14 protein-coding genes are annotated in these 20,885 nt (G+C 34.8%); 12 read left to right on the top strand and 2 right to left on the bottom strand.

Annotation, left to right across the window (positions count from 1 at the left end):
* The first annotated feature begins 124 nt into the window (after window positions 1-124).
* The 11 genes from ACSYSW_RS00710 to ACSYSW_RS00660 all read left to right on the top strand — a co-directional run bounded on the left by ACSYSW_RS00710 (window position 125) and on the right by ACSYSW_RS00660 (window position 16,703).
* Window positions 125-1,645: an SrfA family protein gene (locus ACSYSW_RS00710; protein ID WP_491705168.1), complete on the top strand. Its 1,521-nt coding sequence runs from the start codon at window positions 125-127 to the stop codon at window positions 1,643-1,645.
* Window positions 1,646-1,654: 9 nt separating this feature from the next.
* Entirely contained in the window at window positions 1,655-4,681 is a 3,027-nt protein-coding gene (locus ACSYSW_RS00705) for a virulence factor SrfB (protein ID WP_491705169.1), read from the top strand.
* The gene (locus ACSYSW_RS00700; protein WP_491705170.1) at window positions 4,678-7,347 is read left to right on the top strand and encodes a putative virulence factor; all 2,670 of its coding nucleotides are present in this window, start codon (window positions 4,678-4,680) and stop codon (window positions 7,345-7,347) included. The genes ACSYSW_RS00705 and ACSYSW_RS00700 overlap by 4 nt, the downstream gene beginning before the upstream one ends.
* A 91-nt stretch (window positions 7,348-7,438) precedes the next feature.
* Window positions 7,439-8,473, top strand: coding sequence for a hypothetical protein (locus tag ACSYSW_RS00695; RefSeq protein ID WP_491705171.1), 1,035 nt, complete (start codon window positions 7,439-7,441; stop codon window positions 8,471-8,473).
* A gap of 20 nt (window positions 8,474-8,493) precedes the next feature.
* Window positions 8,494-10,464 carry a vWA domain-containing protein gene (locus ACSYSW_RS00690; RefSeq protein WP_491705172.1) on the top strand — a complete coding sequence of 657 codons (1,971 nt, stop codon included), beginning with the start codon at window positions 8,494-8,496 and terminating at the stop codon, window positions 10,462-10,464.
* 14 nt (window positions 10,465-10,478) lie between these two features.
* On the top strand, window positions 10,479-11,204 hold the full coding sequence (locus ACSYSW_RS00685; RefSeq protein WP_491705173.1) for an ABC transporter ATP-binding protein: 726 nt from the start codon (window positions 10,479-10,481) through the stop codon (window positions 11,202-11,204).
* Window positions 11,197-12,420: an ABC transporter permease gene (locus ACSYSW_RS00680; protein WP_491705174.1), complete on the top strand. Its 1,224-nt coding sequence runs from the start codon at window positions 11,197-11,199 to the stop codon at window positions 12,418-12,420. Before ACSYSW_RS00685 ends, ACSYSW_RS00680 begins: the two co-directional genes overlap by 8 nt.
* Before the next feature lies 1 nt (window position 12,421).
* Window positions 12,422-13,990 carry an SUMF1/EgtB/PvdO family nonheme iron enzyme gene (locus tag ACSYSW_RS00675; RefSeq protein WP_491705175.1) on the top strand — a complete coding sequence of 523 codons (1,569 nt, stop codon included), beginning with the start codon at window positions 12,422-12,424 and terminating at the stop codon, window positions 13,988-13,990.
* 3 nt (window positions 13,991-13,993) lie between these two features.
* Window positions 13,994-14,677: a hypothetical protein gene (locus ACSYSW_RS00670; RefSeq protein ID WP_491705176.1), complete on the top strand. Its 684-nt coding sequence runs from the start codon at window positions 13,994-13,996 to the stop codon at window positions 14,675-14,677.
* Between the two features lie 2 nt (window positions 14,678-14,679).
* Window positions 14,680-15,162 carry a hypothetical protein gene (locus ACSYSW_RS00665; protein WP_491705177.1) on the top strand — a complete coding sequence of 161 codons (483 nt, stop codon included), beginning with the start codon at window positions 14,680-14,682 and terminating at the stop codon, window positions 15,160-15,162.
* A gap of 116 nt (window positions 15,163-15,278) precedes the next feature.
* Entirely contained in the window at window positions 15,279-16,703 is a 1,425-nt protein-coding gene (locus ACSYSW_RS00660) for a vWA domain-containing protein (protein ID WP_491705178.1), read from the top strand.
* Window positions 16,704-16,865: 162 nt separating this feature from the next.
* On the opposite strand, the gene ACSYSW_RS00655 is transcribed toward ACSYSW_RS00660, so the two are convergent.
* Entirely contained in the window at window positions 16,866-17,828 is a 963-nt protein-coding gene (locus ACSYSW_RS00655) for a PfkB family carbohydrate kinase (protein ID WP_491705179.1), read from the bottom strand.
* Between the two features lie 308 nt (window positions 17,829-18,136).
* On the opposite strand from ACSYSW_RS00655, the gene ACSYSW_RS00650 reads away from it, so the two are divergent.
* Window positions 18,137-19,606: a glycoside hydrolase family 32 protein gene (locus tag ACSYSW_RS00650; RefSeq protein WP_491705180.1), complete on the top strand. Its 1,470-nt coding sequence runs from the start codon at window positions 18,137-18,139 to the stop codon at window positions 19,604-19,606.
* A gap of 130 nt (window positions 19,607-19,736) precedes the next feature.
* Here ACSYSW_RS00650 and ACSYSW_RS00645 read toward each other — a convergent pair whose 3' ends face one another.
* The gene (locus ACSYSW_RS00645) at window positions 19,737-20,741 is read right to left on the bottom strand and encodes a LacI family DNA-binding transcriptional regulator (protein WP_491705181.1); all 1,005 of its coding nucleotides are present in this window, start codon (window positions 20,739-20,741) and stop codon (window positions 19,737-19,739) included.
* Window positions 20,742-20,885: the final 144 nt, after the last annotated feature.

Genomic DNA, 20,885 nt, shown 5'->3' with positions numbered 1-20,885 from the left:
TAAATGAGCATTTATTTAAATCATAATAGAGAAATAATTTATTTACGTAATCATTAATTTACTCATGACAAGGAGTAAGTTTCTGTTAAAATAAGAAATTATTTGTTAAATTTATGTAATTAGTATGGCTTATACTTTATTAAGAAGTGGTTTGCTGAAAAATTTTAAGATATTAGGTCAAGACGGTAAGGCTGTTTATCAATTTGCAGCGCAAATTCGCAAAACGTTTAGTGTTAAATTAGGTGAAAAATACGCCGATTTTTTAGCCATCCCACAACGTAATGATCAGGGTAATGTTATAGATTGGTATATCCCGTTTGCATCACAAAATGATGATGGTCAACATAACATTGTGCCATGGACATCTGCAAGTCCTGAAGAACAAGCCGCAGCATTAGAACAATTACAAGATTTTGCTGAAAATGTCAGGTTATTAGGTAAGAAGCTTGCTAATCAACCCGATTTACAAGGTGATTTACTTCTTTTTAGCCGCTTAATTTATGCGGTAAAAAATTCAGATGAAGCTCCCTCACTGCTTGCAATTCGTTATCCAAATGAAGAATTTGTTTATATTGTTGACGGTAAACCCGTCATTACTTTTTGGGGATTTGCAGATCCGAACACCGATTTATCGGGATCACCGTTTTATCGTTTAGAAGCTAGCTTAAAACCCGCTAATGTTATTAAATCAACGATTCCGTTAGAGACAGCGCCATTAAAAGTAATGCCTAAACCTTGGTATAAAAGCTTGTGGTTTTGGTTATTATTGCCTTTATTATTACTTTTACTCTTAGCATTATTATGGTTTTTTGTTTTACGTGGTTATTTTTTTAAACCAGAGCTGACGTTAAATAATTTGCCGGTTAAAACCGAGGAAGTGGTTGCCCCTATCAATAAGAAAGAAGATCCGATACGTAAAAAACCGGTTGTTGTCGGTAATTCTGTCATTCAATCTAATACAGTCATCCCATCATCTGATGCTAATTCATTGATACAAACTTCAAACCTGGATGCGATTGATAGCATGGCTAATCCTGAAATAGCTAAATCTGATATCGACCCTGCCATGAAACCTGAAGATAATATAGCTTCAGATATTAAGGATCCTAATTCAGATAATGATAATAATATAGAGAAAACACCAGAAAATAATTCTGAAAAGAATGGCGATAATACAAAAACGGATCCGGCACAAATTCCTCCTGAGCAGAATAAAACGGATCAATCCCAACCGACTATTGAAAAGGCAGATAATTCTAATAAAGCAAACAATAATAAACTTGCCTTGTCTGATCAAACATTAAAATCGGGGTCAACTCAATTTTTAGATGGTGCATGGGGCGTTAATGGTGGAGTACAAGATAGTACAACAGGTAAACCATTACAATTAAAATACGATTTTAATCAGGGTCAAGGAAACGTGACTGTTACAAGAAGTGATGGCGTTAGTTGTGTTGGTAAAGTGGGTAGTGGCATCGATAATAATAATTTAAATATTATCAGTGACAATGACGCATTATGTAGTGATAATTCTAAATATGCATTACCGAAGATTAAGTGTGCGCCAGATGAGAATAATCAAGCCCAATGCCAAGGATATTATAAGCAAGGGGAATATTTCCCTATCTCGATAAAAAAACAATAAAGGTTTCTTATGTTGCCAGAATTACGTCATTATGGACAAGAAGTTACACTGATTATGAATAGCGGAATTCAATTTCTTGAATTCGCGCTTAAAATTGATTGGAAAGATAAAAACTGGCGCAGCCAAATCAATGGCAGTTTTATTGATCCAACAGAAAGTGGTGCGCTTGTACGTTTAATTGAAAATACCGATACCGGACAATTTTATGCACAAGATAATCCTTCATTTTTTGTCGATCCGACTTATGAAGTCAGTGTTGAGCAGTCCTTAGCATTATATGACGGTGTATGGCTACCCGTGCCTATTTTGCGTGTAACGCCTCCTGATCATTTTGAAAAAGGACCCCATAACTGGAGTCGTATGCGCATTGTTAGTATTCCCGAAGGCGAAGATCCTGACGGTAATACGCATCGGGTTACCTTTGCATTTGATACAAAAATTTTTGCTAATTTACAAGATGTTGCTTACCTTGCTCCAACCGAGAATGATGTAAAAACCGGAGCTATTTTTAACTTAGCCTCTAGCTCAAATCAAATTAATTGGTATTTAGAATTAAATTGGATTACTAATTGGTTAATCGATCTTTTTTCAACCCTTGCGCCAGAGCCTGAACGTTTAAAGATGCATAAAGATGATATTGCTAGCGAGATAAAAAACAAAGCTTATTATGCGCATTACTTAAACATTATTAATATGGTAAACAGTGCGTTGAATTTACCAAATATTAAAATCGCGTCAAATTTACGTGATGATATTAAACAATCGATCCCTGTTGATATGATTTTAGATGTTGGTAATTCGAGGACATGTGGCATTCTTATTGAAGAGCATGCGCAAGATAAAGATAGTTTAAATCGTCGTTATGAACTTGAGATCCGCGATTTAACTAAACCTGAATATATTTATAATGAACCGTTTGAAAGTCGCGTTGAGTTTTCACAAACGTTTTTTGGAAAAGAACATTTTTCATTACAAAGTGGCAGGCGTGATGCATTTCGTTGGGCAAGTATTGTTCGTGTCGGAAAGGAAGCCAGCCGTTTAGCAAGTCGCCGAGAAGGTAATGAAGGCTCGACAGGCTTATCAAGCCCTAAACGTTATTTATGGGATCAAACAAAATATGAACAAGGTTGGCGTTTTAATAGTTCATATGTAAAAAGTGAGCATGAACCTTTTGCCACAGCCGAGCCTTTTTCAAGCCTTATCAATGAATATGGTGAAGCATTACATAGTTTAAATGATAATAATGATGCTGAATTTGCACGAAAAATACCGGTTTTCCACCCTAAATACTCCCGCAGCTCATTAATGACATTTATGTTATGCGAAGTTCTTATGCATGCATTAATGCAAATTAATAGTGTTGCACAGCGTAATAAATTAGAACATGCTAAAACGCCAAGGTATTTACGTTCGATTATTTTAACGATCCCACCGGCAATGCCAAAACCGGAACAAGAAATCTTTAAAAATTGTGTTTATCAAGCGGTTGGTCTTGTATGGAAGAGTCTCGGTTGGGATACGACTGAAAATAATATTAATTTTAACGATCCTGCTGATTTAACACGCGTGTACCCTAATATACCCGAAGTCCATATCCAGTGGGACGAAGCAACCTGCGGGCAAGTTGTGTATTTATTTAATGAAACACAAAATAATTATAATGGTCGACCAGAAGAATTTATTGCCAATATGGTAAGACCCGAAAAAGAAAATAAACAAATATTAACGATAGCAACAGTTGATATTGGCGGGGGTACGACTGACTTAATTATCAATGATTACGCATTAGATTATGGCGAAAATAAACAAGTTGGCGGTAGTAATGCTTATATCGTACCACAGCAACGTTTTCGTGATGGTTTTAAAGTTGCGGGTGATGATATTTTATTGGATTTAATTCAAGATACCGTTTTAGTCGCTCTTACAAATGGATTGAAGTTGGCGGGGTTAAGTGATCCAAGTCCGGTTCTTTCACAAATTATTGGTTCACAACAATTATCAATTCAAGATGCGGTATTACGGCAACAATTGACCTTACAATTATTTATGCCAATTGGATTACAAATCTTAAAAGAATATGAATTATATGATCCCATTCACGCAACAGAACATTCGCGCCATAGAGTGATAAGCGAATTATTACAACAAAATACATTAACTGAGAGTGTCCTTAATTTTATTAATGAACCGATTCGACGTGCGCTAAATAATCCAGAATTTAATGTCCTTGATATGACAATAGAGATTAATTTAAGCAAAGTGCATCGCTTATTTATTCGTGGTGATTACTATAATATTTGTAAAACATTTGATGCTTTATCAGAAATTATTAGTTGTTATCAATGCGATGTTTTACTTTTAACGGGACGCCCATCGCGTTTACCTGGCGTTATCAGTTATTTTAGATCTCGCGCTTCAATCCCCGCTGGTCGCATTTTACCTCTCCATGGTTATCATACAGGTAGCTGGTATCCTTTCCACAAACAAGAACGTATTGACGATCCAAAAACAACCGCGGCAGTAGGTGCGATGTTATGTTTTTTAAGTAAAAACTTAAGATTAACTAATTTCTATTTTCGTTCTTCTATTATGGAATTATATTCAACCGTGAAATATATCGGTCAATTAGATAATCTTAATATGATTAAACAAGAAAATGTTTATTATCGCGATATCGATTTAGATAATCCGGATTATGATTTTCCAGATATATCGTTTGAAATTCGTGGTGCTACACGCCTTGGTTTTAAACAATTAGAAATAGATCGCTGGTCAGCTTCGCCTCTTTATATTTTAACGATTGAAAATAAAGATATTGCTAAACGATTAAGTGAAAATGGTATCGTCCTTAATGTCACATTAGGAATCAAAAATAAAAATAATGTCGGTGAAAATTTTTATATTAAAGATGTGAAAGCGTCAGATGGACGCACATGTAATAAAAACACCGATATTAAATTAAGTCTAAATACGCTAGTCAATTCCGGATTAGTAAGTACGCAATATTGGCTAGATAGTGGGATTATCAAACGATGAAAACTATAAATACACAGCTGCCAGAATCTTGGCAACAGGTCTATCAAGCATCTGAACAAGCGATTAATTGGGTAAAGCAAACTCGCGATTCATCAAAACGTTTGAATAACGAAGCAGATAATTTAATTTTTGACTTACGGCGTTTACGTAATACAGCTAAACGATTAGGTGACGTTGCAAGTAAATCAGTTGCCGTTGGGTTTTTTGGTTTATCACAAGCGGGTAAATCTTACCTTATTTCAGCTTTAGCTGCTGGTGAAAATGGTAAGCTTGAAACGCAAATTGGCGATCAAATCTTAGATTTTATCGATCATGTTAATCCTGTTGGCAGTGGTAAAGAAGCGACAGGGCTTGTCACGCGTTTTAGCCGAATTGCTAAAGGTGGTGTTGACGGTTTTCCGTTAGAATTAAAATTATTTCAAGAAATTGAACTCGTCAAAATTTTATTAAATTCATATTTTAAAGATTTCGATCAGCAACGCATGAGTCATAAAATCGATTTTGCACAGTTGAATCAAGTCTTAAAGCAGTTAGAAACAAAAAAACAAGCAAGCCCTGTTTTAGGTATCAATCAAGATGATATTGTTGATTTATATGATTATGTTTCCGAAAATTTTGCCAATTCACTCGAAGCACTAAAAGGGGGGTATTGGGAACACGCAATGATGCTTGCACCTTATCTTTCGACTGAAGATCGTGGGCAATTATTTGCTGTCTTGTGGGGAAATATTAGCGAACTTACGCAAATGTATTGCCAATTAGCAACAACGCTCGGTCGTTTAAATCATGCAGAGAAAGTTTATGCACCTTTAACGGTTTTAATCAAAGAACAAAATGGTATTAAATCACAAAGCGACAGCATTATGAATGTAGATATGCTTGAACGCATAAATAGTGATAGAGATTCGCAAGTCAACATTATGCCAAACGAAGGTAATCAAATTGAGATTTCAATGGCAGAACTCGCATTTTTAACGACAGAATTAATTTTTCCACTTGTTAATAAAACGCGCGTTGCGACATTTGAAAATGTCGATTTGTTAGATTTTCCTGGCTATCGTGGTCGTTTAAATTTAACCAGTATCAGCGAGATTAAAGAAGGCAATCCGATTGCACAATTATTGTTACGCGGTAAAGTTGCTTATCTTTTTGAAAAATACACCGATAATCAAGAAATGAATGTGCTTGTCGTTTGTACTCCATCCGATAAACAATCGGATGTTAACGATGTTGGTCCCGTTTTAGAACGTTGGATCGCCAAAACACAAGGTGAGAATGCAGAAGAGCGCAGCAATAAAAAAGCAGGTTTACTGTGGGCTATCACTATGTTTGATAAACGTATTGCCTCTTCCTTACAATTAGCTGATGGTAATTTGATAAATAGTTGGGGTAAAGGTGGATTATTACAGCAAACTATTTTAGAACGTTTTGGTAATTATGATTGGTTAACTAATTGGTCAAATGGACAAAAATTTAATAACGTTTATTTAGTGCGTAAACCGGGGTTTGATGTGCCATTTTTAGAGGTTGATCCAAAATCACATCAAGAATTATCGCTTAATCAAAATTATGAAGCCAAAATGGCACAACTAAAAGATAGTTTTGCACAAAATGATGATATTAAAGATTATATCGCCAATCCCGAACAAATTTGGGATAACATGCTTAGGCTAAATGATGGTGGTATGACAGGTATTAGCCAATATTTAGAACAGGTTGCAGTTCCTGAAATAAAACAAAAGCGTATTATCGAACAACTTAACAATAAAATTGATTATATTGTTCGTTTACGGTTTGACAGTTGGTATGAGGGTGATAATTTTCAAGAATTAGCGAAGAAAAAACAAATCATCAATGATGTTGTCAAAGCACTGCAAGGTAAAGCTTTATTATTGGGTGAATTATTGAATTTATTTGCTTTGCCTGAAAATACGCTTCGATTACTTTACCATTCTAGCGAAAACCAACAATTTGAATCGTCAAATCATGATGATATGTTAGCTGCGCCGCTATCTGATGAATTTGCATTTAATATGGATTTTGAATTATTTCCTGAAACAACGAGTCCAAAAACACCCATTAAGACCAGCGAATTAACCGAATCAAAATTTGCTAAAGCCGTATTTATGGCGTGGATTGAACATTTACGTTCGCTAGTATTAGATAAACAAGTATTACAATTTTTTGGCTTAGATCAAAAATATTTATCTTTTATTGTTGAAGAACTTATCACAGGTGCAAGTCGATTGAATATTGCACAACAATTAACAGATAATATCTTACAAAATGAAAATACCGGTAATAAACGTGATGACATTGCATCAAGACAAGTAAGCAGTAACAGTATTTTATTAGCCGATTTTATTGCATGGCTTGGTTTTATTAATGGGCAAACAGACGTGCCAATGAGCCGTTTTAATCAAGGTAAACCTTTGTTTTCAACACCTATTACCGAATTTTCTACTGCCTCATCACATCCATTACCGATGTTAGATGAGAAAACCAAAAATTATTCTCAATATGCTATTTTCGATTGGTTTATTGCTTTTGCTCAATTAGCCCAAGAAAATGTGGGTCATCATGCTGGTCGAGAGATAAGCCAAGAACAAAATAGCCAATTGGGCGAAATATTAACGCGTTTTATGCAAGCAAAAATAATCGACTGATAGCATTAAAAATTAATCCTATAAGAAAAAGTTTAACGTAAAAGAGTTTTTGATTTAGGTGTAAACCATAACTGAAGGTAATAAAACAACCATGACATTACGAATTGAATTAATCAGTGAGAAACCCGGTATAACCCATTTGATTGTGCAAAAATGGCAGGGAAGTGCACAAGTATCGATTTTGATTCAGCGTAATCAAGATGGATATTACTTATCGAATCGTTTTTTGTGGCTTCCTGAAAAAAGTTGGCATTTGTTGAGTAGCCTAGAGCTTAATCATAGCCAATTAATAGGAATTTTTGAGCAAGCGATAGTCGATGAGCTAGTTACACAAGAAAGCCAAGTCCGTTTTTTAATGCACATTCGTGATAACGAAAATACGGATTATGTCGATGAAGGTGTGATTAATATTGCCGACTCTGTTCTATCAACCGAGGCATTAAATAAACAACCGCCAGAAAATCAAATTGTCGAAGAGACTCCTTTAGCGCAATCACTTAACACAGTTGAACAGCCAGACGAGTTAGAGACCGTTGTTGTTGAATTAGTTGAAGAAAATAAACCACCAGAATCAGATATACAATCAGAGGAAATCGATTTAGACACAGCGATAATGCCGCCACCTAATAATACCAAAAAAAGAATCGGTATTATTGCGCTAATTCTTGCTATTTTATTGGTGATTGCCGTTATTATGGCGTATTTTTTGCTGAAAGATAACGATAAGATGACCGATTCAGCCGTTGTTAGCTCGACGATTGTTAATTCGACAGGTGTGACTTCTGGGATTAATCTTTGCAGTTTAGATAATGTCGGCGAAGACGAATTAGCGTTTATGCGTGATTGTTTGCGATCTAAACCGACTAATCAAGAAATATTACAACTTGTACAACAAGCAAAAGCCGCTAAAAAATGCAATATTGCTCAACGCGTTTATGCAAATCAAGCTCAGCAAAATGCCGTTATTGCCCTAAATTATGCCAAAGAATATGATGATAAATTTTATCAATCCAATGCCTGCTTTAGCGTCGATAAGGAAACCGCAACCTATTGGTATGAAACCGTGCTAAATCTTGATAATAATAATCAAGTTGCTAAAAAACGACTTGAAGAATTAAAGAATTAGCAAATTAAATACGGGGAATTATGATGAAAAAAACAGCGTTTTTAGGCATCCAATCAATGCTAATTACGGTAGGTTTAGCCAGTTTATCGACATTGAGTTTTGCCGCCGAACCTTTAAAACAAGCCGGTAAAACAACGTTATATCAACGTGTATTAAGTACGCCAACCTGTGAATTAAAGCCCCAGCTTAACTCGGTAAAGGGCGATTTTATTCCTGCGTTTAGCCGTTATTATGTTTATGATCGTAAGCAAGATAACAATCAAGAATGGTTAAATGTCGGTCCTGATTCATTTGGTAAAACCGTGGGATGGATTAGTAGTCAATGTGCAATAGCATGGAATACGCAGATGACACTTGTTTTTACTAATCCAGTCGATCGTGATCCGCTATTATTTTTTAAAGATAAAGATTCACTGACACGTATTATTAATTCAGATGATCCTGCAAAATTAGTAAAACCTATACGTGCGGATTTGAATGCTAATAAAGTGGTTAGCCATGTGATAACGAAAGAACCCGATACTTATATAGATTTCAAAACGAATTTTTATTTACTGCCGATTATTCAAGGCGAAGAAGTGATGAATGCTCAGGGGTATTATGAACGAATTTTAGAAGTTGCCTCATTAAGTAAACAACCATCAGTAACAAGCAATCAACAAAATCATACCAATACTGCGGCAAGTTCAGATTCTTTGCAACATGTGGTTCCTTTTAAAGCGGGCATTGTATTTGTAATTGATTCAACGATTTCGATGGATCCTTATATTAACCGGACTCGTGATGCGTTGGTTCGCGTTCATAAGCAAATTGAAAAGGAGCATTTAGTCGATCAAGTCAAATTTGGTTTGGTGTCGTTTCGTTCCAGTTTACAAGCCTCAAAACAATTAGAATTTGTGAGTAAAATTTTTGTGGATCCAAATAATGTTGTAGATAAAGATGATTTTATTAATAAAGCGTCAAGTCTAAAACAAGCTAATGTATCGACGGCTTATTTTTCGGAAGATGCTTATGCTGGCATTGCGCAAGCACTAACGGACATTAACTGGCAAAATTTTGGCGCCCGTTATATTATTTTAATTACTGATGCTAGTGCGATAACTGGCAATGACAAATTATCAAGCACTGGGTTAGATTCTTCGCAACTTCGTCTTGAAGCGCAGCATAAAGGGGTTGCAATTTATGCACTCCACCTTAAAACATCAAGTGGCAAGCAAGATCATGCTAAGGCTGCGGCGCAATATTCCGATCTTACTTATAACGATTTTATCCATAAATCGCTTTATTATCCTGTTAATGCTGGTGATATCAATGAATTTGGTAAAAAAGTGGATTTGTTGGCTATTGCATTAGCGGAGCAAGTTAAATTAGCTTATCAGGGCGATGAGGCAATTGGTAGTGCTGTAAATTCTAAAGATGATGATTTATTAAGTGATACTAAACTGTTAGGTAAAGCCATGCAGCTTGCTTATTTAGGTGAGGTTAAAGGTACTAAAGCCCCGACCGTTTTAAAAGGTTGGATCGCCGATAAAGATTTAATTAAGCCAACAGTTAGCACCGCCGAGCCGCGGATACTCCTTACTAAATCACAATTAAGTGATTTAAGTGATGTTGTGACAAAGATTGCAAATGCAGCAACCGATGGATTAATTTCACCTGATGATATGTTTGCTCAGTTACGATCAGTTGCTGCCGCTATGGGGCAAGATCCGAATAAATTGAAATCCGGCTCAGTGACTAAAATTGCTGATATGGGACTTTTAGGTGAATATCTTGCTGATATTCCCTATAAAAGTGATATTGCCAGTTTAGATGAGCAAGTTTGGAAAAGTATGACAGGACTTGAGCAAGAAAAATTTATTATGAATCTGCATAGTAAAATTCGTTACTATCAAACCTGTAATGCTGATGTCGATCGCTGGATCCCGCTTGCTGATAATAGTGATTTACGCGACAATGTATACCCTATACCGTTAGAGATGTTACCTTAATCAGAACAAAATAAATGCTATCACTAAAACAACTTTCGTTATGTCGAGGAAAAGGTAACGCCTCTTATTGTATAAGATTACCCGCGATGTCTTTATCTGCCGGTGAGGTTGTTGTTGTTCAAGGCAATAGTGGTTGCGGTAAAAGCACGTTGCTTGAAATGATAGGGATGATATTAAAGCCCAATCAGATTGACACTTTTTTGCTGTCAGCTAATGATGAGCAATTTAATATTGCTGATTTAATTAAACAGAATCAGCAAAATAAATTAGCTTATATTCGCTCGTGTTATTTAGGCTTTATGTTACAAACAGGCGGATTATTGCCTTTTTTAACGGTAAAACAAAATCTATTATTGCCATGCGAATTATTGCAGAAAAAAGCGGATATATATCGTTTAACTTATTTAGCTGAAAAATTAAATATTACTCATTTGCTTAATCATTTTCCAAAACAATTATCTATTGGCGAAAGGCAACGAGTTGCTTTCATTCGTGCCATTATGCATAAACCGGCTTTATTATTGGCAGACGAACCAACATCAGCATTAGATCCCTATCATGCGAATGTTTTATTTGATTTAATTATTGAACAAGCGCAAGAAGATAATATTGCCGCGATAATTGTAACGCATGATATCGAAAGGATAGCAAGTAAGGATTTATTAACTTATCGGGCAAATCTGCTTTCTCGACATGAATGTGAATTTTTGCCCGATATGCAAAGGGAATTACATGGTTAATTTAATAAAAAAAATAAGGTTAATCATAAGATTATCTTTTGCTGATTTATGGTATGACAAAAAAGTCTCATTTTGTATTATTGCTTCGATAATTTCGGTCATTACCCCATTATTATTATTATTTAGTCTTAAATATGGCGTAATTTCTGAATTACGTGAAAAACTGGTGAGTGATCCACAAAATCTAGAAGTTAAAATTGTCGGTAATTTGCAATTTAATACAGAGATGTTTGATTGGTTAAAAGCGCAAGACGAAGTCGAGTTTGTGATCCCGTTAACGCGCTCTTTAAATACTCAAGCGGATTTGATGAAAGATAATACCCATTTTGTTAATAATGTTGATGTATTACCAACAGCTAAGCAAGATCCATTAACGCAATCTTTACCGCTCATCACGCAAAGTAATGATATTTATTTAACGGCATTAGCGGCTGAAAAAATGCAAGTTAACGTCGGTGATACTGTCAAAATGTTGCTAACACGGCAGCGAGATGGAAAAATTGAGAAGGGACAAACAAAGCTCCATATTATTGGTATTGTTTCTGAAAGTTATTATAGCCGTGCAGGTGCTTTTGTTAATCTTGATTTATTAATGGCAATGGAAGATTTTTACGATGGTTTGCAAAATAGTTATTTTTTACCCCAGCTAGGGGAATTTAATGCTAAGCAGCATAGTACCTTTGCAAGGGCACGTTTATACGCTAAATCACTTGAACAAGTGGCACCTTTGGCGTTTAAATTACGGCAAAAAAATATCGAAACACGCACGCAAGTTAATGCTATTGAAAATATGCAGGCGATTAATTATGTATTAACAATGATATTTGCGATTATTGCCATTACGGCTATTTTAGGGTGTATTTTGTCACTGATCGGTGCATTTTTATCAAATATTGAACGTAAGCGTAAAGATATTGCCTTATTACGTTTATTAGGCCTTACGCAAAAAAGTGTTTTATATTATTTATTATGTCAATCGTTATGGCTTAGTTGCTTTGCCTTTTTGGGTGCGTATTTACTTTTTTTATGTGGTGATTTTGCATTTAATGCTTTATTTGGCAGTTATTTAGCTTCGCAACCCGTTGTCAGTGCCTTACCGTTAAATCATCTTTTTATTGCTTTTTTAATGACCTTATTTATTTCAGCAACTATTGTTGCAATGGGTGGTCGCTATGCAATCAAAATTCAACCAGCTGAAAGTCTACGAGAAATTTAGCATGAAACAATTAATATTAGGTAGTTTAGTTTGCAGTTTACTGTTTCCTGCTCTTAGTTATGCAGCTGACTGGGATAGTAAATTTTATAATCCGAAACCAGCAAAGGATGACGTGATTTTACCGATGCCATGTAACGGTTTTATGGTCATGAAAAAAATTTTTACGCCGGCTCGTGAACCGCTAGAAGACAGTAAAATTATATTAGGTAGCAATCAAAAAGAATTAGGTTTTGCCGAATATGCAACACCAACTTATATAGCTGGTAGTTTTGCCAATCAAGGTAAAGAACGTTATTTTATGATGGCGAAGTACGAATTAACTCAGCTGCAATATCAATCTGTAATGAATGATACTTGTCCAACCCCGCAAACAACACTTCTTTTCCCTGTAACGGAAATCAGTTGGTTTGATGCTATTCGATTCACCGAAAAATATAGCCGCTGGTTGTTAACGCAACAAAAACAAAAAATTATGCGAGATGTGCCGAAAGGTTATATTAGATTACCAACCAATACCGAATGGGAATATGCGGCTCGTGGGGGGGTAAAAGTGAGCGAATCGGAATTTCGAGCGGTTCGTTTTCCGATGGATAATAATCGCTTAGAAAATTATGCTTGGTTTTCTGGTAATAAATCATCAAATGGTAAATTACAATTAATCGGTCGGCTCTCACCCAATCCACTTGATCTCTACGATATGCTCGGTAATGTTAACGAGATGATGTTTGATTCGTTTCAAATGAACAAACTGGATAGATATCATGGACAGCAAGGTGCTATGACAGTAAGAGGTGGCAGTTATTTAACACCTGAGGCATCAATAACGAGTTCATACCGAATTGAAAAACCTTATTATACTGAAAATTCCGTATTAACCAGTAAAGATACCGGTTTTCGAGTTATTTATACGCGCGAAGTGATTAATAGCAACGATACAATACAAGAATTGAGTAAGGAATGGGATAAGTTAGGTAATGAGAATCCGGATTTTGGCAATAATGTTGTTAATGAATTAGAGGAAATCACGCGTCATGTTGATGATGAAAAAACTAAACAAGAATTAAAACAACTAAATAATTTGTTGCGCAGTGCTAATCAAGCGCGAGATGAACAGCGTAATCGTTCATTACAATCCGCATTACAGTTAGGCGCTTTTTTATGCGCTAATGTATCAGATTTAGATGATAAATTCTTATATGATGAGAATCTTTATCAGCAAATGATAACCAATATCTGCGATTTAAACGAGGCAGATAAGCTAGATGCCAGTAATATGTGTTCAACGACTAAATTAAATAATCTCGATAACAATCGGAAGGAATCGCAAAATGCACGTGATTTTATTCTAAAATATTATTCTGATATGGTGGTTAATACAGCAACCAATTACGAAGAAAATATCATTGATGAACAAGCGAACCCGACTAAATTTAAATTAGAAAATAATGGTAAGGCGAATATGCATCTTTATTTAGATCTTTATTTATCACACATTAATCAATATATAAAATCAGGCAAAATTGAACGTAATAATTGGTTAAAATCATGCAAAAACATTAAGGGAAAATAAGAAATGAACAAAAAATTTATGGTTGTTTTATTTTGTTGTCTATTCGTTTTGTCTGGTTGTCAGTCTGGCATAAGTACACGTAATGTCGATCCGGCTTTAACAAAAAGTAATACAGCCCAATTTTTTAGTAAATCGAGCTGGCAATCTTGTGCAATTGGTGCAGGTCTTGCTGGGCTTGGATGTATATTGTTAGATGGTAATACAAAAGAATGTTTAATTTCTGCGTCAGTGGGCTGTGGTTTGGCAATGGGGGCAAATTATTATTTAGATGCTAAACGAGCAGAATATGCTAATAATGAGCAAAGATTAAATGCCTATATTCAAGATATACAAAAAAATACCATGGAAGTCAAAGCCATTACGGATGTTTCAAAACAAGTGCTTGAAAAAAACCTAGTTACGCTAAATAACCTTAATACACAAATTAAAAATAAAACTATCGAAGAAGCGCAAGTGAAAAAAGAATTAGTGCAAATTGATGCTAATTTAGCCTATCTTAAAGATAAACTTGTTCGTATTAATCAAACTGGAGATGACTGGCAAAGTATTGCTAGTGAAGAAAAGCAATCCGGAAATAATGTTGCAAAATTAGACGTTCAAATAGCGCAATTAAATAAACAAATTTCCGCTTTAGAACGACAAATAGATATAGTTAGTCAAGTACGTTCATCTGTAAAGGTAAGTTAATTATGAAAAAATATGCATTTGTTTTATTTATTCCCGCTTTATTTCTAACCGCTTGTTCAACCACACTTGAACAGTGCGATCCTGCCAATGCTGATATTGGTATTTTTGATAAAATGAGTTGTCAGTTTTCGGGCAATTATCAAACACGTGTCGATCAGAAAAAAATTTTGTTAGATAATGAAGTTGAAACGAATCAAAAATTTAAAGAAATTCAAGCAATTATTGAGAAGCAAAAAAATGATACTTCATTGTCCATCAAACAAAAGCAAGCGCAACAACAAAAAATTAGCAAAGAATTAAGTAAGCTTACAAGCGAACTTAAAAGTAAGACTAAAGATAGAGCTGATTTGCAAAATCAATTAAATGACATAAACAACCAATTGAATAATTTAAACCAAACGGGTAAATCAGAAGCTGAAAAACAAGTTGAGTTGGATAATTTGAATAACAAATTGCAACATTTGCAAAAAGCGTTAAATTTATAATAAAAAGTGAATAAATTATCATTCATGTCGTTATTTGATGGTAATTTATTCAAGCACGTCATTTGAATCTTAATCCTAACAAAAGTTAAATGACGTGTTAGATTTAAGGAATAAACATGCAGCGTATAGTCCGACAATCATTTGATGCGACAAATACAGAGAAACAAAGATTATTTTCTGAATATTTGATGTTACTTTCTCTTCTTAAACCGCATTTTACAACAAGAGAATTTTCTATTTTTGCATTACCAAAGTTGCTTGATAATGGTACTTACCTTGCATGGTATAGTGAGCTTGAAGGTCAACCTGAGTTACTTTCGTCATTACAAAATTCAGCTCAGAAAAAACAAATTGAACAAACATTAACTGATCGATTATGTGATATCGAAGCAAGTATTAAAAACAAATCATTAGCAAACAATGAACTGGTATTATCATGGTTACCACGTTTAAAAAGTATCGCTAACCAGATTTATGTCATTAATAATGAACCCGTGATTGTTAACACTTTTTTACCGCCCGTATTACCTGATCCTGTTGTAATGCCGTCGCCTGTCGTTAAAAAATGGCGATGGTGGTTTTGGTTACCGTTATTATTAGGATTGTTAGTGTTGATTGCCCTGTTGGCTTATTGGTATTTTTGGCGTAATGAATTACCTAAAATAGAGCCTTTACCCGTTGCTTCACCCATCACAACACCACTCCCAACTGCCCCTATAGTTGAGCCGATAAAAGAAGACGTGATTAAACCTGTTTTACCTGTTCAGCCCGCATCGGAAAATATTGCTCCGCCTGTTGTTCCTAAACCTGTTATACCCGTAAAACAAGTTAAAAAAGATCCTAATTGTATTTTACAAACCGAAATTGTTAATAATCAAAAAGCTTCAAAAATGGTGATCGTCTTTGATAATTCTCCATCAATGTTATTATCATTACTTGAATCGCCTGCATCTACTCACGATTATTACTACAATCGGCCCATTTTTCCAACACAGAAAGATTTTGAGATTTATGAGGAACGTATGACGCGTTTACCTAATCGTTTATCGACCAGCAAAAAAACCGCAAAAGACAATATTGATAAAATTCAGGCTAATATTGATATTGCTTTAGTTACATTAGATAACTGCCCAAGTGCCCAATCGACAAGGTTTCACTCTTTTAATGAACGTACAACACTAAAAAATAAAATTAAGGATTTAGTTCCTCATAAAATGGGTGGAACACCACTTATCAGTGGTATTCAAACGGCCAGTAATATGCTTGACGGTGTTAAACGTGATGACTATATGTTGATTATTAGCGATGGTGAAGACAGTTGTTCACGTGATAATATTTGTACTATTACCGCGAATATTGCAGCTAGAAAACCTCGATTAAAAATTAATATTGTTGATATCGCGGGTGAACATCGTATTGATTGTGTGGCAAATTTAACAGGTGGAAAAGTATTTGTTGCTAATAATCAAGATGAAATGATTACGCAAATGAACAAAGCGGTTTCAGATATGAAAATTAGTAAACCGATTTGTAAATTATAGTGATATGGCGATGTATTTATGAATGATTCTTAAAGTGACAATAGATCCGTCACTTTAAGAAGAAGTTAGCGCATTAGCAACATGATAACTCTTTAATATTGCATTATCGAATAAATAAAAAAACCATTCTTGATGTATTTTTCGATCTCAATTATTCCAAAATTAACTCATCAATTTAGCTGTTAATTCAGGATTTTGACTAATAAAATCATTCAAATACGCATTATCAGGTAATGCGGTTAATGCCCCTTTTTTGGTTGTCGCAAGTGCACCACAAGCACTAGCAACGGTCATTATGCTTTCTAACATTAATTTATCGTCGGGAATACCTGCTGACGCAATACTACTTAATAATCCTGCTACAAAAGCATCGCCAGCTCCTGTCGTATCGACACTTTTAACCTTATAAGCATCAAAAAAGTATATTTTGTCTTGCCAAAGCACAATACTACCTTCGCCACCTTTGGTGACTAATTTTAAGTTTGCTGGGTAATTGTGTTTTAGTTTATCTAGAGCAATTTGCCAATCATCACTTTCAGTTAACCAAAATAATTCGTCATCGGACAGTTTTAAGATGTCGGCATCTAAACAAAATTGCATAATAATTTTACGCATTTCGTTTTTATCTGCCCACATTTGTTCACGTAGATTAATATCAAAACTGATAGAGCCTTGCTTGTTTTTTAATTGATCAATAGCGTTTTTTAATGTGCTTCGACACGTTTTGCCAACTAATGCTAACGAACAAAAATGTAAGATATCTCCTTGATTAAATTCAGGAATAGATTTTTCAGATAAAAACTGATCGGCAGAAGGTGAAACTAAAAATGTAAAACTGCGTTCACCATTTTTATCCAGATCTACAACTACAGTGCTGGTTTTATTTTTCTTATCTTTTTCAAGACTTTGGCAATCGACATGATAGGATAAAAACGTTTCTTCCATAAAATGACCGAAGGGATCATCACCAACGCGCCCAATAAAGGCGGAGGGTAGCCCTAATTTAGCGATACCTATTGCCACATTTGCCGGCGCACCGCCAGCACAAGCTTGATAATTCATATCACCTAAAGGTAATAAATCAACAACTGCATCGCCAAGAGACCAAACTTTATTTTTATTCATAGTATTACTCGTTTAGGAAAAGTAGCTAAAGATATATAGACTAAATTATTTTTAAAAAATTACATTGTTATTCATAGAAATCTGTGACTATTATCACAAATTTAATGATTGATTGTATTAAGAGTTAACGTTAACAACTTAAATTAAGTTAACATAATCGTGATTAATTTAAAGCAATAAATTTAAAAAATAAATTTAAAACGATATTAATTGAATAAAATAATCGTCATGTCTTTAAATGATGTTAGAAAAACTATTTTGTGTCCTTGTTGTTATTGATTCTAAAAATAAAATCTAAAGAGGTGAATATGTCACACGCAATTGATAAAGCAAATCAATCTGTTCAAGCATTAGAAAAAGTGATGAACAAACAATATTATCCCCATTTTCATCTTGCCCCAACATCAGGTTGGATGAACGATCCTAATGGTCTTATTTATTTTAAAGGGCAATATCACGCTTTTTATCAACATCATCCTTATGATGAAAATTGGGGACCCATGCATTGGGGGCATTTAGTGAGTGATGATTTAGTCACATGGCGTAGATTACCTATTGCGATAGCACCTGATCATGATTTTGATAGAACGGGATGTTTTTCGGGCTCGGCAGTTGAATATAATGGTGAGCTTTGTTTAATTTATACGGGGCATATTGTCGTTAGCGGCACGGGTGAAAATGAAATTATTCGTCAAACTCAGTGTTTAGCAACCAGCAAAGATGGTATTCATTTTGAAAAATATGGCACTATTCTTGAACCTGCTGATGGGATTATGCATTTTCGTGATCCTAAAGTATGGCAACAAGCGGGTAAATGGTGGATGGTTGTTGGTCAACGTACCAAAGAGGATGTTGGGCAAATTCTTCTTTATCGTTCAGATGATTTAAAACATTGGGATTTTGATCATATTGTTATTAGTGATATCGATCCTGACGTCTATATGCTTGAATGTCCTGATTTCTTTCCACTTGGCGATAAATGGGTATTGATGTTCTCGCCACAAGGTATGCAGGCTAAGGGATACCAATATCGTAGTCGTTTCCAATCAGGTTATATTGTTGGTGATTGGCAACCTGGTAAAGAGTTCAAAGCGATTAAACCTTTCCAAGAAATGGATTTAGGACATGATTTTTATGCACCTCAATCATTTTTAGCCCCAGATAAAAGACGTTTAATTTTCGCCTGGATGGATATGTGGGAATCGGCTATGCCAAGTAAAAAAGATAAATGGATGGGAGCATTTACGATTCCGCGTGAACTTGTTTTGGATAAAGATAATAATGTTCGAAATCGTCCAGTTCGTGAGTTAGAAGCGCTACGTACAAACGCTAGTGTTTTAACGAATATCAGTTTAACGAATGAAATTAAAAATACGGATATTGATTCTGTCACTTGTGAAATTAATATTGAATTTGATTTAAAGCAAAGTAATGCAGAACGTTTTGGGCTGCAATTAGCGGCAACCAAAGATGGCAAACAAGCAACTCTTGTATATGTAGATTTACAATCTAATCGTGTTGTCTTAGATCGCAGTTTGTCAGGATTAGATTTAAAAGGATATCGCAGCGCACCATTACCTAACACCGATAAATTAAAATTACGTATTTTTGTTGATGCTTCATCGGTTGAAGTTTTTGTGAATGATGATTTATATAGTTTTTCGAGTCGTATTTATCCACAATTACCTGCCGAGCGCAAAGTAAATCTATTTGCTGAAAATGGCACAGCAAAAATTGATAAACTTGAAAGCTGGCAATTAAAATCGATTTATGAATAGCATTGAATGTTAAAAATAAAGGCTAATTATTGTAATTAGCCTTTATTGAAAGTCATTTTTTATTGCTTTTACATAATCCGATAAATAAGAAAATGAAGATAAATCACTAAAAAAGATTAATAGAATGGCTTTATAATGATTGTCGGGGTAAATAATCGGATTTGACATAGGTCACTTTTTTATGTTTTAGACCATTGATAATATGTAATGCGGCTTGCTCACCAATTTGATAATGTGGTAATTCGACAGTTGTCAAAGGGGGATAAAACAAACTACCTGTGCCAACCATATTATCATATCCGAGCACTGCCACATCTTGTGGAATGCGCAATCCTTTACTTAATAGATATTGATAAGCAACAAAAGCAATCCTATCATTACCACAAACAAGCACATCAAAATCAGGTTTACCACGGCAATGTTTATCAAGAATATCGACAGTTATCATATATTCTTTTTCACTTCCTTGTTGAGCTGATTTTATATGATAGCTTAACAGATCATCGATAGAATAACCGGCATCTTTCCATGCTTGCTCAGCGGCTTTACGTCTTAATTTACCTGCTATTGTATCCGTCGCTAAATAAATACATAATGGTTTTTGATAGCCTTTTTGGATGACTTGCTGCATGGCAAAATATTGCCCCTGATAATCATCAGGAATATAGCTAGCTAATTGTTCAGATTGGCTTAAGCAATTGGCTAAAACAACATTTTTACCGATTAATTTTGTTGGCAGATTGACTGCTCTTAGCCCCATTGTTGTATAGATAATCCCATCTGGACGATAAGATAATAATGTGTTGATCGCTTGATCAGCAGATTTGTCGTCGAATAAATTGACAATAAATGTTATCCAATTATGTTTTTGTGCTGTTTTTTCGATCGCTTGCAAAAGTTCTACTGAAAAAGGAGTAGTTGCCGTTTCTAATGCTAATACACCAATAGCTAACGGTCCTTTACTGTTGCCACGAATTTTACGAGCAGATAAATCGGGTACATAGTTAAGCTTTGCAATGGCATCTTGAACACGTTTATAAGTTTCTTTATTGAGTTTATTCGGTTCATTGATCGCTCGTGATACGGTCATTAATGAGACCGAGGCTAATTTCGCGACATCCTTTAATGAAGCCATAAAAATTCCTTTCCACGTAAAAATATAAGAATAATAACGAATTTGATATACAAATACGATAATAGCATAATTTAAAATGATAAAAAGTATGAGTCTGTGGCAGTTAGTCATTATTTTCTGTTATTTAGCCTGCAAATAATCCAA

The organism is Gilliamella sp. ESL1225 (genome assembly GCF_058502635.1).
The sequence above is the reverse complement of the archived record's forward strand: the minus strand, read 5'-3'. Positions and strand labels throughout refer to the sequence as shown.

Coding starts and splice junctions, on each gene's coding strand:
- ACSYSW_RS00675 (WP_491705175.1), top strand. CDS start 12,422: ATGAAACAATTAATATTAGGTAGTTTAGTTTGCAGTTTACTGTTTCCT.
- ACSYSW_RS00670 (WP_491705176.1), top strand. CDS start 13,994: ATGAACAAAAAATTTATGGTTGTTTTATTTTGTTGTCTATTCGTTTTG.
- ACSYSW_RS00660 (WP_491705178.1), top strand. CDS start 15,279: ATGCAGCGTATAGTCCGACAATCATTTGATGCGACAAATACAGAGAAA.
- ACSYSW_RS00665 (WP_491705177.1), top strand. CDS start 14,680: ATGAAAAAATATGCATTTGTTTTATTTATTCCCGCTTTATTTCTAACC.
- ACSYSW_RS00685 (WP_491705173.1), top strand. CDS start 10,479: ATGCTATCACTAAAACAACTTTCGTTATGTCGAGGAAAAGGTAACGCC.
- ACSYSW_RS00710 (WP_491705168.1), top strand. CDS start 125: ATGGCTTATACTTTATTAAGAAGTGGTTTGCTGAAAAATTTTAAGATA.
- ACSYSW_RS00650 (WP_491705180.1), top strand. CDS start 18,137: ATGTCACACGCAATTGATAAAGCAAATCAATCTGTTCAAGCATTAGAA.
- ACSYSW_RS00690 (WP_491705172.1), top strand. CDS start 8,494: ATGATGAAAAAAACAGCGTTTTTAGGCATCCAATCAATGCTAATTACG.
- ACSYSW_RS00655 (WP_491705179.1), bottom strand. CDS start 17,828: ATGAATAAAAATAAAGTTTGGTCTCTTGGCGATGCAGTTGTTGATTTA.
- ACSYSW_RS00645 (WP_491705181.1), bottom strand. CDS start 20,741: ATGGCTTCATTAAAGGATGTCGCGAAATTAGCCTCGGTCTCATTAATG.
- ACSYSW_RS00680 (WP_491705174.1), top strand. CDS start 11,197: ATGGTTAATTTAATAAAAAAAATAAGGTTAATCATAAGATTATCTTTT.
- ACSYSW_RS00700 (WP_491705170.1), top strand. CDS start 4,678: ATGAAAACTATAAATACACAGCTGCCAGAATCTTGGCAACAGGTCTAT.
- ACSYSW_RS00705 (WP_491705169.1), top strand. CDS start 1,655: ATGTTGCCAGAATTACGTCATTATGGACAAGAAGTTACACTGATTATG.
- ACSYSW_RS00695 (WP_491705171.1), top strand. CDS start 7,439: ATGACATTACGAATTGAATTAATCAGTGAGAAACCCGGTATAACCCAT.